Raw genomic sequence first — 17,695 nt, 5'->3', positions numbered from 1 at the left:
CGTGTTGGAGAATGCAATGATCGATAAAGCGTTCGCTCAGGCCGATCCTGACTGGCTCGCCCTGATCGGTGCGGCCCGTGAGTGGCTGTCCGGCCCCCTCGGGCAATTTCTGCTGGACGAAGAGCGCCGCATGCTCGAAGACGAGCTCGGCCGGTTCTTCGGCGGCTATCTGGTGCATTACGGCCCGTCCGCCGAAACGCCGCCGTCGGCGCCGCAGGTGCAGCGCAACGTGCGGCTTGGCGCGCCATTGCCCGGTGTCGAGATCGTCTGCGAGGAACAGGCCTGGCCGTTGAGCGAGCACGCCGCCGACGTGGTGGTGTTGCAGCATGGCCTGGATTTCTGCCTGTCGCCCCACGGTTTGTTACGTGAAGCTGCCAGCAGCGTGCGCCCCGGCGGGCATCTGCTGATCGTCGGCATCAACCCCTGGAGCACCTGGGGTCTGCGCCATGTGTTCGCTCATGACGCCTTGCATCAGGCGCGCTGCATCTCGCCGTCACGGGTCGCCGACTGGCTCAACCTGCTGGGCTTCGCGCTGGAGAAACGTCGCTTCGGGTGCTATCGTCCGCCGCTCGCGTCACCCAAGTGGCAGGCCCGTCTGGCCGGCTGGGAACGCAAGGCTGGCGACTGGCAATTGTCGGGCGGCGGCTTCTATCTGCTGGTTGCGCGCAAGATCGTGGTCGGCCTGCGTCCGGTGCGCCAGGAGCGCCGCGAGCCGATGGGCAAGCTGATTCCGCTGCCGATGGCCAAGGTCAATCGCCGCCGTATCGAACCGTAAACCTTCTTTTATTTGTGGCCGGGCTTGTCCCGGCCTCGGCCATCGTCGATCCGTGATCGACGGGGCAACGCATTTTTTCTGGATAGATTGGCATGAGCGAAAGCGTCGATAGCGTAGAACTGTTCACTGACGGCGCCTGCAAGGGCAATCCCGGCCCCGGCGGCTGGGGCGCCTTGCTGGTGTGCAAGGGCGTCGAAAAGGAACTGTGGGGCGGCGAAGCCAACACCACCAACAACCGCATGGAACTGCTCGGTGCGATTCGCGGCCTGGAAGCCCTCAAGCGTCCGTGCGAAGTACTGCTGGTGACCGACTCGCAATACGTGATGAAAGGCATCAACGAGTGGATGGCCAACTGGAAGAAGCGCGGCTGGAAAACCGCCGCCAAAGAGCCGGTGAAAAACGCCGACCTGTGGAAAGAGCTGGACGAGCAGGTCAACCGCCACAAAGTCACCTGGAAATGGGTGCGCGGCCACATCGGCCACCACGGCAACGAACGCGCCGACCAGTTGGCCAACCGTGGTGTGGATGAGATTCGCGGCTACAAGCAGGACTGATCAGAGCATCAAAATGGCGCCGGCCAGTTGCAGGTCGGTGGCGGGCAGTTCCGGCAACAGGCTGCGAATCCGCTGGAACGCCGCTTCCATTTGCGCGCCGCGAATGTCCCCGTTGCTGGCAACAAACGCGGCTGCGTCATCCTTGGCGGCCAGCACGATTTTGTCGTCCTTGAACGAACCGCTGGTGCCTTTGCTGGAGCTGAGCGTAAGGCTCAGGGTGATGTCGGTGCTGATGACGAAGCTTGTGGCCTGGGCGTCGGCCATCAGCAAACAGCCGCCAAGCAGTAAAATCCGTGCAGTCTTCATGAAGTGCCTGAGTCCGTGAGAAACAAGCCGCGCACGCTAACAAGCCGGTTTGCCCCAGACTTTATGAACATTGCTAATGATTGTTAAAAACTGCATGAGCGCCGATCACCAGCCCGTGGGCGACGCGCGCCACGGGCGTGTTAACATCGCCGTTTTTGCACGATTGACCCGTTGAGAGCTGAACACTGATGGCCACCAGATCCGTTGTACTCGATACCGAAACCACCGGCATGCCGGTGACCGATGGTCACCGGATCATTGAAATCGGTTGCGTCGAGCTGATCGGTCGGCGCCTGACGGGCCGGCACTTTCACGTTTACCTGCAACCGGACCGCGAGAGTGACGAAGGCGCGATCGGCGTCCATGGCATCACCAACGAATTTCTGGTCGGCAAGCCGCGTTTTGCCGAAGTGGCCGATGAGTTCTTCGAGTTCATCAACGGCGCGCAACTGATCATCCATAACGCGGCGTTCGACGTTGGCTTCATCAACAACGAATTCGCGCTGATGGGTCAGCAGGATCGCGCTGACATCACGCAGCATTGCTCGATCCTCGACACCCTGATGATGGCCCGGGAACGTCACCCGGGTCAGCGCAACAGCCTCGATGCCTTGTGCAAACGTTACGGCGTCGACAACTCCGGCCGTGAGCTGCACGGCGCATTGCTCGACTCGGAGATTCTCGCCGACGTCTACCTGACCATGACCGGTGGCCAGACCAGTCTGTCGCTGGCCGGCAATGCCTCCGACGGCAACGGAACCGGTAACGGTGCGGATAACTCCGCCACCGAAATCCGCCGTTTGCCGGCGGATCGCCAGCCGGGGCGGATCATTCGCGCCACCGAAGCCGAGCTGGCCGAACACCAGGTGCGCCTGGAAATCATCGCCAAGTCGGCCGGCGCCCCGGCGCTGTGGACTCAGCTGCTGGAAGCCGAAGCCCAGGCGTAAAGCACAAAGGATCGTCCGAGCGCTCTGGCCGCGTTCGGACGATCCTTTGTTTTTGGCAGTACTGACAACTGGCCACCCTCGCCACATCCGCTCCGACCCTCTACCCTGAGGACATTGGCAGATCACTCTCCGCCGCCTCAGGACACTGAGCCCCATGTACAAAGATCTGAAGTTCCCGGTGTTGATCGTCCACCGCGACATCAAGGCCGATACGGTTGCCGGCGAACGCATTCGCGGCATCGCCCATGAACTGGAGCAGGAAGGTTTCAGCATCGTTTCGGCCACGGATTACACCGAGGGCCGGCTGGTGGCATCGACTCATCATGGTCTGGCGTGCATGTTGATCGCCGCCGAAGACGCGAGCACCAATTCCCATTTGTTGCAGAACATGGCCGAACTGATCGGTCTGGCCCGGGTGCGGGCGCCGGACTTGCCGATCTTCGCGCTCGGTGAGCAGGTCACTTTGGAGAACGCCCCGGCCGATGCCATGGCCGAGCTCAATCAGTTGCGCGGCATTCTCTATCTGTTCGAAGACACGGTGCCGTTTCTCGCCCGCCAGGTGGCGCGGGCAGCGCGCAAGTATCTGGATGGATTGCTGCCACCGTTCTTCAAGGCGTTGGTGCAGCACACCGCCGATTCCAACTATTCCTGGCACACCCCCGGCCATGGCGGCGGCGTTGCGTATCACAAAAGCCCGGTAGGGCAGGCGTTTCACCAGTTCTTCGGTGAAAACACCCTGCGTTCGGATTTGTCGGTGTCGGTGCCGGAGCTGGGTTCGCTGCTCGATCACACCGGGCCGTTGGCCGAGGCAGAAGCAAGGGCTGCGCGCAATTTCGGCGCCGATCACACCTTTTTCGTGATCAATGGCACCTCGACCGCCAACAAGATCGTCTGGCATTCGATGGTCGGGCGCGACGATCTGGTGCTGGTGGATCGCAACTGCCACAAGTCGGTGTTGCACGCGATCATCATGACCGGGGCGATTCCGCTGTACCTGTGCCCGGAGCGCAACGAGCTGGGGATCATCGGCCCGATTCCGCTGAGCGAATTCAGCCGCGAATCGATCCAGGCCAAGATCGACGCAAGCCCGCTGACCAAGGGCCGCGAGCCGAAAGTCAAACTGGCGGTGGTCACCAACTCCACCTATGACGGCCTCTGTTACAACGCCGAACTGATCAAACAGAGCCTGGGCAACAGCGTCGAAGTCCTGCACTTCGACGAAGCCTGGTACGCCTACGCGGCATTTCACGAATTCTTTGCCGGACGCTACGGCATGGCCACGTCGCGCAGCGCCGACAGTCCGCTGGTGTTCACCACCCATTCCACACACAAATTGTTGGCGGCGTTTAGCCAGGCTTCGATGATTCATGTGCAGGACGGTGGTGCGCGGCAACTGGACCGTGACCGGTTCAACGAGGCGTTCATGATGCACATCTCGACGTCGCCGCAGTACAGCATCATCGCCTCGCTGGACGTGGCCTCGGCCATGATGGAAGGCCCGGCCGGGCGTTCGCTATTGCAGGAGACCTTCGATGAAGCCCTGAGCTTTCGCCGGGCGCTGGCCAATCTGCGTGGGCACATTGACGCCAATGACTGGTGGTTCTCGATCTGGCAGCCGCAGGGTGTCGAGGGCATCGATCGGGTGCAGACCGAAGACTGGCTGCTGAAACCCGAAGCGGACTGGCACGGCTTCGGCGAGGTCAGCGACGACTACGTCCTGCTCGACCCGATCAAGGTCACTCTGGTGATGCCAGGCCTGACCGCTGGCGGCGCGCTGAGCGACAAGGGGATTCCGGCGGCGGTGGTCAGCCGTTTTCTCTGGGAGCGCGGGCTGGTGGTGGAGAAAACCGGTCTGTATTCGTTCCTCGTGCTGTTCTCGATGGGTATCACCAAGGGCAAGTGGAGCACGCTGTTGACCGAACTGCTGGAGTTCAAGCGCAGCTACGACGCCAACGTCAGTCTCGACACCTGCCTGAAGTGTGTCGCCCAGGAAGCCCCTGCGCGCTATCGCGGCATGGGCCTGCGCGATCTGTGCGATCAGCTCCACGCCTGTTACCGCAGCAATGCCACCGCCAAACACCTCAAGCGCATGTACACCGTGCTGCCGGAAATCGCCATGAAACCGGCCCATGCCTACGATCAACTGGTGCGCGGCGAAGTCGAGGCGGTGCCGATCGATGAGCTGGATGGCCGGGTTGCGGCGGTGATGCTGGTGCCGTATCCGCCGGGAATTCCGTTGATCATGCCCGGCGAACGTTTTACCGAATCCACTCGGTCGATCATCGATTACCTGAAATTTGCCCGCACGTTCGATGCGAGTTTTCCGGGATTCGTGGTCGATGTGCACGGACTGCAACACGAAGATGAGGGCAATGGACGGCACTACACCGTCGATTGCGTCAAGGAATGAGGGCGTTTCCCAGTATGCAACCGGTCATGAATCCAAAATACCCAGGGCTGTCGGTGCGCGTCGCCGACGATGGCTTTGCCGCTTATATCTGGGGCAGCGATTTCAGCTTCGAGGTCGCGGCCTATGGCGCGGCCGAAATCGGCAAACCCGTCGCGCAGTGGGGCGTGACGCCCATCGTGCCGTACCGCAAATGCTACGGCATCGATCCCGAGGAGTTCAGCAGTTTTCGCGATGCCGCCGACAGTGCGATTTTCATGGCGTATCTGGAAGATCAGCCAGTGGGGCATCTGGTGATCAGCACCAACTGGAACGGTTTTGCTCACATCGATGAACTGGCGGTGCATGCGCCGGCTCGGCGTCACGGTGTGGCCAAGGCATTGCTGGATGTGGCGCAGTTCTGGAGCCGCAAGAAAAAACTGCCGGGGATCATGCTTGAAACCCAGAACAACAACCTTGGTGCCTGTCGTTTATATGAGCGTTGCGGTTATGTGGTCGGTGGCATCGACCATTTGCGTTATCGCGGGATCGACCCGAACACCGCCGAAGTGGCGTTGTTCTGGTATCGAATATTCGATAATCCGCTGGAAAACCTGGTCAGCTCGCCAGCATCGCCGCGGCTTGTTCCGTGACAATGCCGAGCAGGGTCTGGACGGATGTTGGCGGCGTTGCGTGTTTGAAGGTCAGCGCGTAGAGGCTGATCGGCACTGCGGGTGACAGCGGGCAGACATCGAGGCCACCAGCGCGGGCACCCAGTGCGGTGAACGGGTCGACGATGGCCAGGCCTTCACCGGCCTCGACCATGCTGCGCATCATCTGATGGGTCTGCACCCGGGTCTGGATGCTCGGCGCCGGGCGCAAGGCCTGAAGCTTGTGCTCCAGCGCCGGGCTCAACGGGTCCTGGCCTTCGAGGCCGACCATCGCCTGGCCTGCCAGGTCCTGCAGCGAAATGTACTTTTGCTTCGGTTGCAGCCAGCCGTGGGGGGCGAGCAATTGCAGCTTGCCTTGCGCCAGCACCTGGCAATCGATATCGGGGTGTTCAGGGTCGTGGAGGCTCAGGCCCAGATCGCTCTCGCGCAGCAACAGGCTGCGAACGATGTGGCGGGTGGGCTCGCTGAGCAGGGTGCAGGGTACGTCCGGAAGTCGTCGGCGCAATGCGGCGAGGCTTTGCGGCAACAGCTGCTGGGCCAGCGGCGGGGTGCCGATGATTCGCAGAGGCGGGGCGAGGTATTGCTTGAGGCTGCTGGCCAGCCGTTGCACCGGCTCCAGCGCGTCATAGATGTGGGCGATTTCGACTTGCAGCGCACGGGCTTCGGCCGTGGCCTGAAGCCGTCCGCGGACGCTGGCGAACAGCATGAACCCCAGCTGACTCTCGGCTTCGCGCAACCGCTCCTCGACATCGCCCGTCGGCAATTGCAGCCATTCGGCGGCGGTGCCCACGTGACCCGTCTGTAAAAGCGCCTGAATCACCTCGATATGACGTAAACGCATGCGTGAAGTCCATGTCCGGCCGTTGGGGTCAGTGGCTGAATCCTACCCCAACTCGGCGCGGATGACTTCTGCTCATAACAATCGGTTATGAAGCGACAGTCGGCTCTGGTTCGCGAATCAACGTGATGCCCGACTGAACCAGCAGGAACTCGTTGTCATCGACTTTGTTGACGCGATCGCCAATCGCCAGTTTGTAGGTTGTAACGGGCTCCATGCCGGTGAAACCGTCTGCCGACGGGTTGGATTCCTGGAACTCATGCACGGAATAAACGCGGCCTTCCGCATCTCTTGCATGGAACTGACCGACGAGTACTGCTGCCATCTGCTTAGAACCTCTGGAGATAAAACGCTTGATTTGCGGCTTGGTAGACCGTCATCGAGCTCGGTAAGTTTTCCTACAGGAAAAAAATAATCCGGACGCGGGAAATATCCCTCGTCGTCTGGTGGAATCGTCGCCGGATCATCTATAACTACAGGCTCCTCCCACGGACAGTCGAGAGTCTTCACATGAGCAATGTCTATAACGTCGCTGTAGTCGTCGGCAGCCTGCGCAAAGCCTCGATCAATCGCAAGGTCGCCCTGGCGCTGGCGGAACTGGCGCCGGCCAACCTCAAGCTGAACATTGTCGAAATTGGCGATCTGCCACTCTATAACGAAGACATCGACGGCGATTCACCGCCGGCAGCCTACAGCACTTTCCGTCAAAAAGTGGGTTCATCCGACGCGGTGCTGTTTGTCACACCGGAGTACAACCGTTCGGTGCCGGCACCGTTGAAGAACGCGATTGACGTCGGCTCGCGGCCTTATGGCAAGAGTGTCTGGGGCGGCAAGCCGGGCGCAGTGATCAGTGTTTCGCCGGGTGCCATCGGCGGTTTTGGCGCCAACCAGCATTTGCGCCAGTCCTTCGTTTTCCTCAACGTGCCGTGCATGCAGCAGCCGGAAGCCTATCTGGGCGGTGCCGGCACCGCGTTCGATGAGGCGGGCAAGTTGAACGAGTCGGTCAAACCGTTCCTGCAAAGTTTCATCAACGCCTATGGGCAGTTTGTGGAACAGCACAAGAAAGTCTGAAGCGTTCAATTCCGCCCCAGGCCATGATCGGTCACGCCTCGATGGTGTTTGCATCGGGGCGCATGGCCCGTGACGTTTGCGCCCCCGCCACTCTACGCAGCAGGAATCCGAGCGATGCAAAGTCCGATCACTGTCACGCGACTGGTGACCCGTAAAAGTGCACTCGACCAGAGCCGAATCGAGCAGGAACAGCGCAGTTCAGTGGCGGCGGACGGCGAGGTGATCCTGAAAGTCGACCGTTGCGCCCTGACCACCAACAATATTTCCTACGCTGCATATGGCGATTCGATGCACTACTGGGCGTTCTTTCCGACAGGACTGGCTGAATGGGGCCACATTCCAGCCTGGGGTTTCGCCGATGTGATTGCTTCCAGCGTCGAAGGCGTGGCGGTCGGCGAGCGTTTTTATGGTTACTTGCCGCTGGCCAGTCATCTGTGGGTGCGCCCCGAGCGGGTCACCGGGCGTGGTTTCCATGACGGCACGGAGCACCGGCAGACGCTGAGCTCGGTTTACAACCAATACACCCGCTGCAGCAAAGATACGTATTACCGTCCGGCAACGGAAAACCTGCAGATTCTGCTCAAGCCGCTGTTTTTGACGTCGTTGATGTTGGCGGATTTCCTTCAGGACAATCGGTTCTTCGGCGCAAGCCGTGTGGTGTTTTCCAGTGCTTCGAGCAAAACCGCCTACGGCACGGCGGTGTGTCTGGCCGGCCATCCGACGCTCGAGTGTGTGGCGTTGACGTCGGCCGGCAACAAGGCCTTTGTCGAAAGTCTGGGCTGCTATGGCCGGACGGTGCCTTACGCAGAGTTGTCGGAGCTGGCCAATGATCGACCGACGCTTTATGTGGATTTTTCCGGCGACCCGGGTTTGCGCGAGCGGGTGCATCAGCATTTCACCGGTCACCTCGTCTACAGCTGTTTTGTTGGCTCATCGCACACCACCGATGAAGCAGAACTGGGCGCCGTCGAAGGGCTGCGACCGGTGTTTTTCTTTGCCCCGATCCAGATTCGCAAGCGCAGCGTCGAATGGGGCGCGGAGCGCGTGAACCGGTACGTCGGCGAAGGTTTGCAGCGGTTTTATCGCCAGGTCAGCGCACCGACTGACCCTCTGTTGCAGGTCGTGGAGAGTTACGGCCTTGAGGCAGCACAGAGCGTGATTTCTCGTCTGTTTCATGGTCATATCGCACCGGTGGAGGGGCACGTGATTCGACTGTGAGTTGACGGACGGGCAGGGTGCGCTTCCTCGATACCCATTCTGCCCCTGATCGAAGGTCGCTCTGCATGCTCACGGCTTCACTGATTTTCCTGCTGACCATCACCCTGGTGATCTGGCAACCCAAAGGCCTCGGGGTCGGCTGGAGTGCTACGTTCGGCGCGATTCTGGCGCTGATCTTCGGTGTAGTGCACCTGAGCGATATTCCGTTGGTGTGGCAAATCATCTGGAACGCCACCGGCACTTTCGTGGCGCTGATCATCATCAGCCTGCTGCTCGACGAAGCGGGGTTCTTTGCCTGGGCTGCGTTGCACGTGGCGCGGTGGGGGCGGGGCAGCGGGCGCAAGCTGTTTGCCTTCATGGTGTTGCTCGGTGCGCTGGTATCGGCACTGTTCGCCAATGACGGCGCGGCGCTGATCCTCACGCCCATCGTGATTTCCATGCTGCTGGCGCTGCGGTTTTCCCCGGCGGCGACCCTGGCGTTCGTCATGGGCGCCGGTTTTATCGCCGACACCGCGAGCCTGCCGCTGGTGGTGTCGAACCTGGTCAACATCGTCTCGGCGGACTTTTTTCACATCGGTTTCAATCGCTATGCGGCGGTGATGGTGCCGGTGAACTTCGTCAGCGTCGCGGCCACGCTGGCGGTGTTGTTGTGGTTTTTCCGCCGCGACATTCCGGCAGCCTACGATCCCGAACAGCTTGAGCACCCGGAGACGGCCATTCACGACAAGGCCACGTTCTACGCCGGTTGGGCGGTGTTGCTGATTCTGCTGGTGGGCTGTTTTGCCCTGGAGCCGCTGGGCATTCCGATCAGTGCGATTTCGGCCGTGTGCGCGGCATTGCTGCTGGGCATCGCCGCTCGCGGGCACAAGATTTCCACGCGCAAGGTGATGAAAGAGGCACCGTGGCAGATCGTGATTTTCTCGCTGGGCATGTATTTGGTGGTCTACGGACTGCGCAACGCCGGGCTCACGGATCATCTGGCCGGCTGGCTGGATGTCTTTGCCGGGTACGGCGTGTGGGGCGCAGCCATGGGCACTGGTGTGCTGACGGCGTTGTTGTCGTCGATCATGAACAACCTGCCGACGGTGCTGATCGGGCTGTTGTCGATTGATGCCAGCCAGGCGACCGGTGTCGTGAAAGAGGCGATGATCTACGCCAACGTGATCGGCAGCGACCTGGGGCCGAAGATCACCCCGATCGGCAGTCTGGCGACCTTGCTCTGGCTGCATGTGCTGGAGCGCAAGGACATCCGGATCGGCTGGGGGTATTACTTCAGGGTCGGGATTGTGCTGACGGTGCCGGTGTTGCTGGTGACGCTGGCCGCGCTGGCGCTGCGACTGAGCGTCTAACTCTGCCCGGGCACGTTCGGCCACAGATCCGAAACCAGGAACAGCCGTTCGGCCTCTTCCCAGTCACCCCGGGCATTTTCGGTCAAGCGCACCATTAACTGCGCCGGGGCCAGCGGTTCGAGTTCATCGAGCCAGGTCTGTAAATGCTCGTGGCTCCAGGTCTGATCCGCCGGGTAATGCGCCGGCGCCAGCCACGCATGGCGGGGCAGGGGTTGCCAGCGTCCGGCCGGGCGCTGGGCGACAAATGCCGGCCAATCCTTTTGATGCAACCAGCTGCCGCGCAGGTGCTGCGGATGGGCGCCGCTCGGTGGTTCGGATTGCCCGGGCCATGGATACAGCAGATAACCGCCCAGCCACAACTGCGCACTGAACGTTCCGACATCCAGCGCCGCCAGGGCTTCGCGGCTTTCCGGGCGGGCGGAAATCGGCAACTGATGTTCGCTCAGGTGGGCCAGTTTGCGGTCCAGTCGATCATGGCAACCCGGGCCGAGCCACTGCGCCGGATCACGGCCGTCGCCGTTCTGCGGGCCGAGGTAGAGTTTTATCGCCAGCTCCAGGTGATGCACGCCGTCGCGGTCGCGCAGCAGCATGTCGAGTTCGCCGAGGGTGTGCCCCTCGCGGCGGATCGGCAGGTTGGCGGCGATCAGTTCGATCCCCGGCGCATGCTCGACGGCGAACTGCCAGAGGCGTTCGTAATACAGGCCCAGACGCCGGGTGCGGGCCTGGGACAGCCAGTGGAGCAGGCCGTAGCTGTCGCGGTCGAGCTCATGCAGCCAATGCGCCAGCCGTTCGGGATCGCGCACCCAATCGCTGCCGGCCAATGGATGGCGTTGTGGCCACGGCGTGGCGGCGAGCATCGGCGGGGCGAGGATCACCCACGCCAGATCGCGCACCTCAGGGTGACGCAATTGGTGGGGCAACTGGAGCAAATCGGGAAATAGGATCATCTTGCGAGCATAGCCTCAAACACGGTCGCCCCCTCGGGGCTGAAAGGATTTTGTCTATCCGGCGCTTTCGCCCATAATCGTCGTTTTCGCCGTTGCAGCCCCCCCGCAGGAGTCCCATGGAGCAATTTCGTAATATCGGCATCATCGGTCGCCTGGGCAGTTCCCAGGTGCTGGATACCGTCCGCCGACTGAAACGGTTTCTGCTCGATCGTCACCTGCATGTGATCCTCGAAGACACGATCGCCGAAGTCCTGCCCGGTCATGGCCTGCAAACTTCCTCGCGCAAGATGCTCGGCGAAGTCTGTGACATGGTCATCGTCGTCGGCGGTGACGGCAGCCTGCTCGGCGCCGCCCGGGCACTGGCCAAACACAATATTCCGGTACTGGGCATCAACCGTGGCAGCCTGGGCTTTCTGACCGATATACGTCCCGATGAGCTGGAAGTCGAAGTCGCCAAGGTGCTCGACGGCCATTATCTGGTGGAAAACCGCTTCCTGCTGCAAGCCGAAGTCCGCCGCCACGGCGAAGCGATCGGCCAGGGCGACGCGTTGAACGACGTGGTGCTGCACCCCGGCAAGTCGACGCGAATGATCGAATTCGAGCTGTACATCGACGGGCAGTTCGTCTGCAGCCAGAAAGCCGACGGCCTGATCGTCGCCACACCGACCGGTTCCACGGCGTATGCGCTGTCGGCCGGTGGCCCGATCATGCATCCCAAGCTCGACGCCATTGTGATCGTGCCGATGTATCCCCATATGTTGTCCAGCAGGCCGATTGTGGTCGATGGCAACAGTGAGCTGAAAATCGTCGTGTCCAAAGATATGCAGATTTACCCGCAAGTTTCCTGTGACGGGCAGAACCACTTCACCTGCGCGCCGGGCGACACCATCACTGTCAGCAAGAAAGCGCAGAAGCTGCGGCTGATCCATCCGCTCGACCACAACTATTACGAAGTGTGCCGTACCAAGCTCGGCTGGGGCAGCCGCTTGGGGGGTGGAGGCGAGTGATGCTCGATCCCGCGCGTGGTTACGATCTGATCGGTGACGTGCACGGTTGCGCTCTGACCCTTGAGCACCTGCTCGACCGGCTCGGCTATCACAAACAGGCAGGCGTCTGGCGGCACCCCTCGCGTATGGCGGTGTTCGTCGGCGACATCATCGACCGCGGCCCGCGGATTCGCGAGGCGCTGCACATCGTCCACGACATGGTCGAGGCCGGTCAGGCGCTGTGCATCATGGGCAACCACGAGTTCAACGCGCTGGGCTGGAGCACGCCGGCGCCTCCGGGCAGTGGCAAGCAGTTCGTGCGTGAACACACGCCGCGCCATGCTCGTCTGCTGCACGAAACTCTGACCCAGTTCGAAGACCATCCTGGCGACTGGCACGACTTCCAGCAGTGGTTCTACAAACTGCCGCTGTTCGTCGACGCCGGACGCTTCCGGGTCGTGCATGCCTGCTGGGATGCCGGCCTGATCGAGCCGTTGCGCGCGCTGTTCCCCGATGGCTGCATCGATGAACACTTCCTCCAGGCGTCGGCCGTGCCGGGCAGTTTCGCCTGCACCGTGTTCGATCGCCTGCTGCGCGGCACCGACATGCGCCTGCCCGATGGCCTGACCATGACCAGCGGCGACGGCCTGGTGCGTTCGTTCTTCCGCACCAAGTTCTGGGAAGACGACCCGCAAACCTACGGCGACATCGTGTTCCAGCCCGACGCCTTGCCGGAACCGGTGGCGCAGAAGCCGTTGACGTCCAGCGAAAAGAATTCCCTGTTGCGCTACGGCGTCGATGAGCCTTTGCTGTTTGTCGGCCACTACTGGCGCAGCGGCAAACCGGCGCCGATCCGCCCGAACCTCGCGTGCCTGGATTACAGCGCCGTGCTCTACGGCAAACTGGTGGCTTACCGTCTGGATCAGGAAACCCGCCTTGATCCGCATAAATTTGTCTGGGTCGATGTCGAGCGGCCGGAGGTGCTGCGATGAGCGCGGTAGCGGTATTGCGTCTGCCATTGGCGGCGGACCTGAGCGGTTTCGTCAAACTGCTGCAACGGATGCAGGTGCCTCACCGCGTCAGCGAGGAGTCGGGCGAGCAAGTGCTGTGGGTGCCGTCGGAAATCAGCGATGACGTGCGCTCGCTGTACGAGCGCTTCCCGGCAGGTGACCCGGAGCAGCAACTGGATATTCCGGTAGCGCCGACGTTCAAGCGTCCGAGCTTCGCCGAACAACTGAAACACGCCAAGGCCACCGGGTTCATTCTGTTGTTGAGCCTGCTGGTCGGCGGGCTGACGTATCTGGGCGACAACCTCGACACGATGCGCTGGCTGACCTTCCTCGATTTTCGCGTAATCGGCGACTACATCCACTTCACGCCATTGGCCGACAGCCTGGCGGCGGGGCAGTGGTGGCGTCTGTTCACGCCGATGCTGATCCACTTCGGCATCCTGCACCTGGCCATGAACGGCATGTGGTACTGGGAACTGGGGCGGCGCATCGAGTCGCGTCAGGGCAGCGTCAACCTGATCGGCCTGACGTTGCTGTTCAGCCTGGTGTCGAACTATGCGCAGTTTGCGTGGAGCGGCCCGAGCCTGTTCGGCGGTCTGTCCGGCGTACTTTACGGGTTGCTCGGTCACTGCTGGATCTTCCAGTTGCTGGCGCCGAACCCGGCCTATCGCCTGCCGCGCGGCGTGCTGGTGATGATGCTGGTGTGGTTGCTGGTGTGCATGTCCGGGCTGATCTCGATGATCGGCTTCGGCGAAATCGCCAACGCCGCCCACGTCGGCGGGTTACTCATCGGATGCTTCACCGGTTTGTTGGGCGGTTTGTATAACCGCCGTAAACTGGCCGCCTGAATTTTTTGGATAAAGAGCACGGAGACCCTGATGTCCTCTTTTAACGACCTGATCAAGAACATCACCCCGGATATCTACCAGAGCCTGAAACTGGCCGTAGAGATCGGCAAATGGTCCGACGGCGGCAAACTCACCGCCGAGCAGCGTGAACTGTCGTTGCAGGCGATGATCGCCTGGGAAATGCAGAACCTGCCCGAGGAAGAACGCACCGGTTACATGGGCCCGCAGGAGTGCGCGTCGAAGTCGATCGAAGTGCCGAACATCCTGTTCAAGTCGGACGCCATCCATTGATCGAGATTGGCCGCGGTGCAATCAGCAAAATGTCGGCGCGCCTGGACGGGCCGAACGTGCAATACGCGTTTCGTCTGGATGACGTCGAGGTGCCGGTCAACCCGTTGATCGGCACGACGGTGCGTCTGGAATATCTGGGGGCGATTCACTGCACCCATTGCGGGCGCAAGACCAAGACCAGTTTCAGTCAGGGTTATTGCTACCCGTGCATGACCAGACTGGCCCAGTGCGATGTGTGCATCATGAGTCCGGAGCGCTGCCACTTTGACGCCGGCACCTGCCGGGAACCGGAGTGGGGCGAGAAGTTCTGCATGACCGACCACGTTGTCTACCTGGCCAATTCGTCGGGGATCAAGGTCGGCATCACCCGCGCCACCCAGCTGCCGACCCGCTGGCTCGATCAGGGTGCCAGTCAGGCGCTGCCGATCATGCGCGTCGCCACGCGGCAGCAGTCCGGTTTCGTCGAAGACCTGTTCCGCAGTCAGGTGGCCGACAAGACCAACTGGCGCGCCTTGCTCAAGGGCGACGCAGCGGCGGTGGATCTGGCGCAGGTGCGCGATCAACTGTTCGACAGCTGCGCCGAAGGTCTGCAAGGCTTGCAGGAGCGTTTCGGTCTGCAGGCGATTCAGCCGGTGACCGACGTCGAGCCGCTGGAAATCCGTTACCCGGTCGAGCAGTACCCGGCCAAGATCGTCAGCTTCAACCTGGACAAGAACCCGATTGCCGAAGGCACGCTGTTGGGGATCAAGGGTCAGTACCTGATCTTCGACACCGGCGTGATCAACATTCGCAAGTACACGGCCTATCAGCTCGCCGTGCATCAATAAGGACTTCAGCATGCGCACCGAACAACCGAAGATGATTTACCTGAAGGACTATCAGGCGCCCGAGTACCTGATCGATGAAACACACCTGACCTTCGAGTTGTTCGAGGACCACAGTCTGGTCCACGCGCAACTGGTGATGCGCCGCAACCCGGCCCGTGGCCCGGGCCTGCCGCCGCTGGTGCTCGATGGCCAGCAGCTGGAGTTGCTCTCGGTGACCCTGGCAGACCAGGAACTGAGCGCTGACGATTACCAACTGACCGAGAACCACCTGACCCTGCAGCCGGCCAGCGAAACCTTCACGGTCGACACCAGCGTCAGGATCCACCCGGAAACCAACACCGCACTGGAAGGCCTGTACAAGTCCGGCACGATGTTCTGCACCCAGTGCGAGGCCGAAGGTTTCCGCAAGATCACCTATTACCTCGACCGCCCGGACGTGATGAGCAAGTTCACTACCACCGTGGTCGCCGAGCAGCACAGCTATCCGGTGCTGCTGTCCAACGGCAACCCGATCGCCAGCGGTCCCGGCGAAGACGGCCGGCACTGGGCGACCTGGGAAGACCCGTTCATGAAACCGGCGTACCTGTTCGCGCTGGTGGCCGGTGACTTGTGGTGCGTTGAAGACAGCTTCACCACCATGACCGAGCGCAACGTGGCGCTGCGCATCTATGTCGAGCCGGAAAACATCGACAAGTGCCAGCACGCCATGAACAGCCTGAAGAAGTCGATGCGCTGGGACGAAGAGGTCTACGGTCGCGAGTACGATCTGGACATCTTCATGATCGTCGCCGTGAACGACTTCAACATGGGCGCGATGGAGAACAAAGGCCTCAACATCTTCAACTCCAGCGCCGTGCTGGCTCGCGCCGAAACCGCCACCGACGCCGCGCACCAGCGGGTCGAGGCAATCGTCGCCCACGAATACTTCCACAACTGGTCGGGCAACCGCGTGACCTGCCGCGACTGGTTCCAGCTGTCGCTCAAGGAAGGCTTCACGGTGTTCCGCGACGCCGGTTTCTCCTCCGACATGAACTCGGCCACGGTCAAGCGCATTCAGGACGTGGCGTACCTGCGTACCCACCAGTTCGCCGAAGATGCCGGCCCGATGGCCCACGCCGTACGCCCGGACAGCTTCATCGAGATTTCCAACTTCTACACCCTGACCGTGTACGAAAAAGGCTCGGAAGTGGTCGGCATGATCCACACCCTGCTGGGCGCCGAAGGCTTCCGCAAGGGCAGCGATCTGTACTTTGAACGCCACGACGGCCAGGCCGTGACCTGCGACGACTTCATCAAGGCCATGGAAGATGCCAACGGCGTCGACCTGACCCAGTTCAAGCGCTGGTACAGCCAGGCCGGTACGCCGCGTCTGGCGGTGAGCGAGTCGTACGATGCCGCCGCGAAAACCTACAGCCTGACCTTCCGTCAGAGCTGCCCGGAAACCCCGGACAAGGTTGAAAAGCTGCCGTTCGTGATCCCGGTGGAACTGGGTCTGCTCGACAGCAAGGGCAATGAAATCGCCCTGCGTCTGGCTGGTGAAGCCTCGGCCCAAGGCACTACCCGAGTGATCTCGGTAACCGAAGCCGAGCAGACTTTCACCTTCGTCGACATCGCCGAACAGCCGCTGCCGTCCTTGCTGCGTGGTTTCTCGGCGCCGGTGAAACTGAGCTTCCCGTACAACCGCGACCAATTGATGTTCCTGATGCAGCACGACAGCGACGGTTTCAACCGCTGGGATGCCGGTCAGCAACTGTCGGTGCAGGTGCTGCAAGAGTTGATCGGCCAACAGCAGAAGGGCGAAAGCCTGGTGCTCGATCCACGTCTGATTTCCGCTCTGCGCACTGTGCTGGCTGACCAGACGCTGGATCAGGCGATGGTCGCGGAAATGCTCTCGCTGCCAAGCGAAGCGTACCTGACTGAAATCAGCGAAACCGCCGATGTCGAGGCGATCCACACCGCTCGCGAATTTGCCCGTCAGCAACTGGCGAACAACCTGTTCGAAGCCCTGTGGCAGCGTTATCAGGCCAACCGCGAGCTGTCGAAAAAGACCCCGTACGTGGCCGAAGCCGAGCATTTCGCCCGTCGCGCGCTGCAGAACATCGCGCTGTCGTACCTGATGCTCAGCGGGAAGCCAGAAGTGCTGGCGGCAACACTGGAGCAGTTCGACGCCTGTGACAACATGACCGAGCGCCTCACCGCGCTGGCGGTGCTGGTCAACTCGCCGTTCGAAGACGAGAAGGCCAAGGCGCTGGCCAGTTTCGCCGAGCACTTCAAGGACAACCCGCTGGTCATGGATCAATGGTTCAGCGTGCAGGCCGGCAGCACCTTGCCGGGCGCTCTGGCACGGGTCAAAGCCCTGATGCAGCACCCGGCGTTCAACATCAAGAACCCGAACAAAGTGCGTGCACTGGTCGGTGCCTTCGCCGGGCAGAACCTGATCAACTTCCACGCGGCGGATGGTTCGGGCTATCGCTTCCTCGCGGATCTGGTGATCGAGCTGAACGGCTTCAACCCGCAGATCGCTTCGCGCCAATTGGCGCCGTTGACTCGCTGGCGCAAGTACGACAGCGCTCGTCAGGCGTTGATGAAAGCGGAGCTGGAGCGGATTCTGGCGTCGGGGCAGTTGTCCAGCGATGTGTACGAGGTGGTCAGCAAAAGCCTTGCCTGAAGT

General features: G+C 61.5%; 18 protein-coding genes. 14 read left to right on the top strand and 4 right to left on the bottom strand.

Going from position 1 to position 17,695, the window contains the following annotated elements:
- The first annotated feature begins 16 nt into the window (after positions 1–16).
- A complete protein-coding gene (locus AC07N4_RS12310; protein WP_011333614.1) occupies positions 17–775 on the top strand; it encodes a methyltransferase domain-containing protein in 759 nt (252 codons plus the stop codon).
- A gap of 92 nt (positions 776–867) precedes the next feature.
- Positions 868–1,329 (top strand): ribonuclease HI, encoded by a 462-nt coding sequence (rnhA, locus tag AC07N4_RS12305; RefSeq protein WP_096820534.1) that lies wholly within the window; start codon positions 868–870, stop codon positions 1,327–1,329.
- On the opposite strand, the gene AC07N4_RS12300 is transcribed toward rnhA, so the two are convergent.
- The gene (locus AC07N4_RS12300) at positions 1,330–1,635 is read right to left on the bottom strand and encodes a DUF2388 domain-containing protein (RefSeq protein ID WP_493066140.1); all 306 of its coding nucleotides are present in this window, start codon (positions 1,633–1,635) and stop codon (positions 1,330–1,332) included.
- A 188-nt stretch (positions 1,636–1,823) separates the two neighbouring features.
- On the opposite strand from AC07N4_RS12300, the gene dnaQ reads away from it, so the two are divergent.
- The 3 genes from dnaQ (at position 1,824) to AC07N4_RS12285 (ending at position 5,621) form a co-directional block, all read left to right on the top strand.
- Positions 1,824–2,582 carry a DNA polymerase III subunit epsilon gene (gene dnaQ / locus AC07N4_RS12295; RefSeq protein ID WP_096820536.1) on the top strand — a complete coding sequence of 253 codons (759 nt, stop codon included), beginning with the start codon at positions 1,824–1,826 and terminating at the stop codon, positions 2,580–2,582.
- 154 nt (positions 2,583–2,736) lie between these two features.
- Positions 2,737–4,992: an Orn/Lys/Arg family decarboxylase gene (locus AC07N4_RS12290; RefSeq protein ID WP_273536025.1), complete on the top strand. Its 2,256-nt coding sequence runs from the start codon at positions 2,737–2,739 to the stop codon at positions 4,990–4,992.
- 14 nt (positions 4,993–5,006) lie between these two features.
- Positions 5,007–5,621 carry a GNAT family N-acetyltransferase gene (locus tag AC07N4_RS12285; protein ID WP_102621888.1) on the top strand — a complete coding sequence of 205 codons (615 nt, stop codon included), beginning with the start codon at positions 5,007–5,009 and terminating at the stop codon, positions 5,619–5,621.
- Here the strand turns inward: AC07N4_RS12285 and AC07N4_RS12280 are convergent.
- Both AC07N4_RS12280 and AC07N4_RS12275 read right to left on the bottom strand, forming a co-directional pair.
- Complete coding sequence (locus AC07N4_RS12280) at positions 5,587–6,480, bottom strand: LysR substrate-binding domain-containing protein (RefSeq protein WP_102621887.1); 894 nt, start codon at positions 6,478–6,480, stop codon at positions 5,587–5,589. The genes AC07N4_RS12285 and AC07N4_RS12280 overlap by 35 nt on opposite strands.
- A gap of 85 nt (positions 6,481–6,565) precedes the next feature.
- On the bottom strand, positions 6,566–6,802 hold the full coding sequence (locus AC07N4_RS12275; protein ID WP_085733066.1) for a hypothetical protein: 237 nt from the start codon (positions 6,800–6,802) through the stop codon (positions 6,566–6,568).
- A gap of 185 nt (positions 6,803–6,987) precedes the next feature.
- Here AC07N4_RS12275 and AC07N4_RS12270 point away from each other — a divergent pair, with 185 nt between their 5' ends.
- The 3 genes from AC07N4_RS12270 (at position 6,988) to AC07N4_RS12260 (ending at position 10,115) form a co-directional block, all read left to right on the top strand.
- Entirely contained in the window at positions 6,988–7,548 is a 561-nt protein-coding gene (locus AC07N4_RS12270) for an NADPH-dependent FMN reductase (RefSeq protein ID WP_096820540.1), read from the top strand.
- A 114-nt stretch (positions 7,549–7,662) separates the two neighbouring features.
- The gene (locus AC07N4_RS12265) at positions 7,663–8,766 is read left to right on the top strand and encodes a DUF2855 family protein (RefSeq protein WP_493066141.1); all 1,104 of its coding nucleotides are present in this window, start codon (positions 7,663–7,665) and stop codon (positions 8,764–8,766) included.
- Positions 8,767–8,831: 65 nt separating this feature from the next.
- Positions 8,832–10,115: an arsenic transporter gene (locus tag AC07N4_RS12260; RefSeq protein ID WP_273536029.1), complete on the top strand. Its 1,284-nt coding sequence runs from the start codon at positions 8,832–8,834 to the stop codon at positions 10,113–10,115.
- On the opposite strand, the gene AC07N4_RS12255 is transcribed toward AC07N4_RS12260, so the two are convergent.
- Positions 10,112–11,062, bottom strand: coding sequence for a DUF1853 family protein (locus AC07N4_RS12255; RefSeq protein WP_102621884.1), 951 nt, complete (start codon positions 11,060–11,062; stop codon positions 10,112–10,114). The two genes, AC07N4_RS12260 and AC07N4_RS12255, sit on opposite strands and share 4 nt — an antisense overlap.
- Positions 11,063–11,178: 116 nt before the next feature.
- On the opposite strand from AC07N4_RS12255, the gene AC07N4_RS12250 reads away from it, so the two are divergent.
- From AC07N4_RS12250 to pepN, 6 genes are read left to right on the top strand one after another with little or no spacing between them, the layout of a single operon-like run.
- Positions 11,179–12,069, top strand: coding sequence for an NAD(+) kinase (locus AC07N4_RS12250; protein ID WP_085733063.1), 891 nt, complete (start codon positions 11,179–11,181; stop codon positions 12,067–12,069).
- Positions 12,066–13,040, top strand: coding sequence for a metallophosphoesterase (locus AC07N4_RS12245; protein ID WP_371858325.1), 975 nt, complete (start codon positions 12,066–12,068; stop codon positions 13,038–13,040). The genes AC07N4_RS12250 and AC07N4_RS12245 overlap by 4 nt, the downstream gene beginning before the upstream one ends.
- The gene (locus tag AC07N4_RS12240; RefSeq protein WP_102621882.1) at positions 13,037–13,906 is read left to right on the top strand and encodes a rhomboid family intramembrane serine protease; all 870 of its coding nucleotides are present in this window, start codon (positions 13,037–13,039) and stop codon (positions 13,904–13,906) included. Before AC07N4_RS12245 ends, AC07N4_RS12240 begins: the two co-directional genes overlap by 4 nt.
- A 30-nt stretch (positions 13,907–13,936) precedes the next feature.
- Entirely contained in the window at positions 13,937–14,197 is a 261-nt protein-coding gene (locus tag AC07N4_RS12235) for a YeaC family protein (protein WP_007956913.1), read from the top strand.
- Positions 14,194–15,024 (top strand): DUF2797 domain-containing protein, encoded by an 831-nt coding sequence (locus AC07N4_RS12230; RefSeq protein ID WP_192560472.1) that lies wholly within the window; start codon positions 14,194–14,196, stop codon positions 15,022–15,024. The genes AC07N4_RS12235 and AC07N4_RS12230 overlap by 4 nt, the downstream gene beginning before the upstream one ends.
- A gap of 10 nt (positions 15,025–15,034) precedes the next feature.
- Positions 15,035–17,692: an aminopeptidase N gene (pepN, locus tag AC07N4_RS12225; protein ID WP_493066142.1), complete on the top strand. Its 2,658-nt coding sequence runs from the start codon at positions 15,035–15,037 to the stop codon at positions 17,690–17,692.
- Positions 17,693–17,695: the final 3 nt, after the last annotated feature.

Source organism: Pseudomonas sp. GW821-FHT09E04 (assembly GCF_059416185.1).
The sequence above is the reverse complement of the archived record's forward strand: the minus strand, read 5'-3'. Positions and strand labels throughout refer to the sequence as shown.

Bases quoted from the DNA above. Each gene is read 5' to 3' on its own strand.
- rnhA (WP_096820534.1), top strand. From the start codon at position 868: ATGAGCGAAAGCGTCGATAGCGTAGAACTGTTCACTGACGGCGCCTGC.
- AC07N4_RS12285 (WP_102621888.1), top strand. From the start codon at position 5,007: ATGCAACCGGTCATGAATCCAAAATACCCAGGGCTGTCGGTGCGCGTC.
- dnaQ (WP_096820536.1), top strand. From the start codon at position 1,824: ATGGCCACCAGATCCGTTGTACTCGATACCGAAACCACCGGCATGCCG.
- AC07N4_RS12310 (WP_011333614.1), top strand. From the start codon at position 17: ATGATCGATAAAGCGTTCGCTCAGGCCGATCCTGACTGGCTCGCCCTG.
- AC07N4_RS12275 (WP_085733066.1), bottom strand. From the start codon at position 6,802: ATGGCAGCAGTACTCGTCGGTCAGTTCCATGCAAGAGATGCGGAAGGC.
- AC07N4_RS12265 (WP_493066141.1), top strand. From the start codon at position 7,663: ATGCAAAGTCCGATCACTGTCACGCGACTGGTGACCCGTAAAAGTGCA.
- AC07N4_RS12240 (WP_102621882.1), top strand. From the start codon at position 13,037: ATGAGCGCGGTAGCGGTATTGCGTCTGCCATTGGCGGCGGACCTGAGC.
- AC07N4_RS12300 (WP_493066140.1), bottom strand. From the start codon at position 1,635: ATGAAGACTGCACGGATTTTACTGCTTGGCGGCTGTTTGCTGATGGCC.
- pepN (WP_493066142.1), top strand. From the start codon at position 15,035: ATGCGCACCGAACAACCGAAGATGATTTACCTGAAGGACTATCAGGCG.
- AC07N4_RS12290 (WP_273536025.1), top strand. From the start codon at position 2,737: ATGTACAAAGATCTGAAGTTCCCGGTGTTGATCGTCCACCGCGACATC.
- AC07N4_RS12270 (WP_096820540.1), top strand. From the start codon at position 6,988: ATGAGCAATGTCTATAACGTCGCTGTAGTCGTCGGCAGCCTGCGCAAA.
- AC07N4_RS12255 (WP_102621884.1), bottom strand. From the start codon at position 11,062: ATGATCCTATTTCCCGATTTGCTCCAGTTGCCCCACCAATTGCGTCAC.
- AC07N4_RS12250 (WP_085733063.1), top strand. From the start codon at position 11,179: ATGGAGCAATTTCGTAATATCGGCATCATCGGTCGCCTGGGCAGTTCC.
- AC07N4_RS12260 (WP_273536029.1), top strand. From the start codon at position 8,832: ATGCTCACGGCTTCACTGATTTTCCTGCTGACCATCACCCTGGTGATC.
- AC07N4_RS12235 (WP_007956913.1), top strand. From the start codon at position 13,937: ATGTCCTCTTTTAACGACCTGATCAAGAACATCACCCCGGATATCTAC.
- AC07N4_RS12280 (WP_102621887.1), bottom strand. From the start codon at position 6,480: ATGCGTTTACGTCATATCGAGGTGATTCAGGCGCTTTTACAGACGGGT.